The organism is Amaricoccus sp., from assembly GCF_017995835.1.
Classification (GTDB): Bacteria; Pseudomonadota; Alphaproteobacteria; order Rhodobacterales; family Rhodobacteraceae; genus Amaricoccus.
This window is the reverse complement of the sequence record NZ_JAGOID010000210.1, coordinates 1-2,541: the sequence shown is the minus strand read 5'-3', so window position 1 is coordinate 2,541 and position 2,541 is coordinate 1. Positions and strand designations below refer to the sequence as shown.

Annotated in this window: 3 protein-coding genes; 1 reads left to right on the top strand and 2 read right to left on the bottom strand. The window is 71.5% G+C overall.

The genetic code is table 11. The features are described 5' to 3' along the window. Together KBA23_RS16805 and KBA23_RS16800 are read right to left on the bottom strand one after the other, a co-directional pair. Positions 1-467 (bottom strand): hypothetical protein (locus KBA23_RS16805; protein ID WP_290743406.1); only part of this gene is annotated, 467 nt, incomplete at its 3' end. Positions 468-620: 153 nt separating this feature from the next. Continuing rightward, positions 621-1,316, bottom strand: a complete 696-nt coding sequence (locus KBA23_RS16800) for a DUF4360 domain-containing protein (protein WP_290743405.1) — start codon at positions 1,314-1,316, stop codon at positions 621-623. 269 nt (positions 1,317-1,585) lie between these two features. On the opposite strand from KBA23_RS16800, the gene KBA23_RS16795 reads away from it, so the two are divergent. Then, positions 1,586-2,299, top strand: coding sequence for a DUF4360 domain-containing protein (locus tag KBA23_RS16795; RefSeq protein WP_290743404.1), 714 nt, complete (start codon positions 1,586-1,588; stop codon positions 2,297-2,299). Positions 2,300-2,541: the final 242 nt, after the last annotated feature.

The following is a 2,541-nucleotide window of genomic DNA, read 5'->3' as shown; positions in this document are numbered from 1 at the left end:
GCGCCCGGCGGGGGATGCATCGGCGGTGCGCCCGGCGGGGGATGCATCGGCGGGGGATGCATCGGCGGGGGATGCATCGGCCGGGTCATCCGCGCCACCTCGCCGGCCAGCACGTCGGCCGCCGCGGGGGCGTCGCCGGACGCGGCCAGGACCGCGCCGTCGGGGCCGAGCACCGCCACCCGTCGCAGCCCCTGGGCGGCGAGCGCGGGCTGGGACTCGACCAGCCGCCTGGGCCGCGGGAACCCGGGCCGGGCGGGGTCTGGTGGGGTCGCCTCGCGCAGGGCGAGGAACAGGCGCTCGCCCTCGCCCTCGATGAGCGCCTCGATGAGCGCCATGTCGCCGCGGTAGCTCGACACGGAGGTGCCGACCAGGAGCCCGGCGAGGGCGACGATGACGGCGAGGAAGCCGGCCTCGTGGACGTGGTTGCGCCACGGCATCAGCGGCGCGAGTGTATCCTGGTCAGTCATCCGGGTGATGGCCGACAAGCGAATCGTGTGCCGTGGGCCGCGCTGCATGGATCTCGCGCAGTTGCCCGCGGTCGTTCGGCGCTCGGCGGGTCCTGCCGGCGGAGCCCGCCGACCGGGCTCAGCCGGGCCGCCGCGCGTGGCGGCGCGCCGGCTTCAGCACTTTTGCCACTGCCAGTGGAGGGTCTTCTGGAACTTCCCGTCGGTGTCGGTCGTGTTGAAGATGGCGTTCCCCTCGGGGTTGGCGACGGCGTTGAGGTTCAGGCTGGTGTTGATGCCGAAGATCGCCGAGGCCCCGCAGGGCGACCACACCACCGACTCCAGGGCGAGGACGTCGGTGAAGTCGTAGAAGTCGTCGAAGGGGCCCTTGAGCTCGGTGTGGAACTTGGCCCCGAGCGGGACGCCGGCGAAGATGTAGCTCGAGGTCTGGCGGCCCTTGATGCCCTTCTCGAGGAAGGCGTAGCCGCGCGTGTTCACGGTCGCGAGGCTGACCTGCCAGCCGCCAGGGATGTGGAGCTTGACGGCCGCCTGGCAATTGGTGGCCTTGACGGCCGGGCCGGGCGGGTTCTCGAGCAGCATCTTGTCGTAGATGATGATGAAGCTCTTGCGGTCGTCGGAGATCAGCGTGGAGACCGAGTCGGGGGTCAAGCAGCCCTTGCCGCCGGTCGCGATCTCCTCGATGTAGACATCATTCGGATCGGGCGCCTCCTCGGCCTCCGGCGCCTCGACGACGTCGCCGTTCTCCACGGCGACGGTGGCGACCGCGGCGACCGCATGGTTCGGGGCGTCGCAGCCGGCGGACCCGACCAGGCACCACGACGCCGCGGCGAGCACCGCCGCAGGTCCTGACATGTGTAGATTCGACATGATCGTACTTCCTTTCATCACTCGGTCAGTGATGTGGATCAATATGGCCCAGGGTCTGGCGCTGCCCAGCGTCGCCGTCGATTAATCCGCCGATTTAAGCCGCGTCGGCCGCTCACCCTGTTATGTACGCGCATTCGATCGGCCGCGCGGGCGGCCGGCGAGGAGGGCGGAGCGCCGCGATCCGCCGCTGGCGCCCGCGAGGCGGGCCGTCAGGGCGCTTGCCGACATTCGGCGCGGTGATAGCCTGGAATGCGATGTCGACCGATCAGGATCATCTCACTACATTCGCGGCCGCGACCTCTGCGCTGCTCGCCGCGCTCTTCGCGTCGGCGTGCGAGGATCCGGACGGGCTCGCCGATCACGACGAAGCGCCCGCGGCGGACGGCGAGGGGCAGCCCGGGCGCGAGCGGGCCTCCGCGCCCGATCCGCGGGCGGCGCCGGCCCCGGAGGGCTTCGCCGTCGAGGGCGTCGTGACCGGCGGCGCGGGCTGTCCGGAGCCCGCCTCGGTCGCCGCGCAGGTCTCGGCCGACCACCAGAGCCTGCGCCTGAGCTTCGCGCCGATGACCCTCAAGAACCCGCCGGGTCCGGCCGTCAAGACCACGAACTGCCAGGCGGCCATCAAGCTGAAGATCCCCGCCGGCTGGCGCTTCGCGATCAGGACCCTGAGCACGCGCGGCTTCGCCTCCCTGGATCAAGGCGTCACCGCGCGCCAGACCTCGAGCTACACGCTCGCCGGCGCCCCCGTCGGGGTCAAGCTGCACACCGACATCGAGGGGCCGCACGACGACTTCTTCGCGGCCACGCATTTCGTCTCGCCGGCGTCGGCGGTGTGGTCCGCGTGCGGCGGGTCTTCGATCTTCTCCGTCAACACCAGCCTGATCCTCAACGCCGTCGCCGAGCCCGGGGGGCACGCGTCGTTCAGCGTGATCGACCAGCGGATCGTCGCGTGGCAGTGGCAGCAGTGCTGAATTGACGACGAGGGCGACGGGCGGCCTCCGCCGTCCATCGCCCTCGCTCCGCTCCGGTGACGCGAGCGTCAGCCGCCGCGCATCTTGGCGTTCTTGGCGTCCGTGTTGGGCGCGACGACCCGACGGGCCTCACGGACCACCTCGGGCTCGGCGCCGCGGGTGCCGCGGATCTGGTACTGGTGACCGTTGAGGCCGGCCGGCTTCTGGAGCAGGATCACCGGGGTCAGGCCGGCGACGCCGGT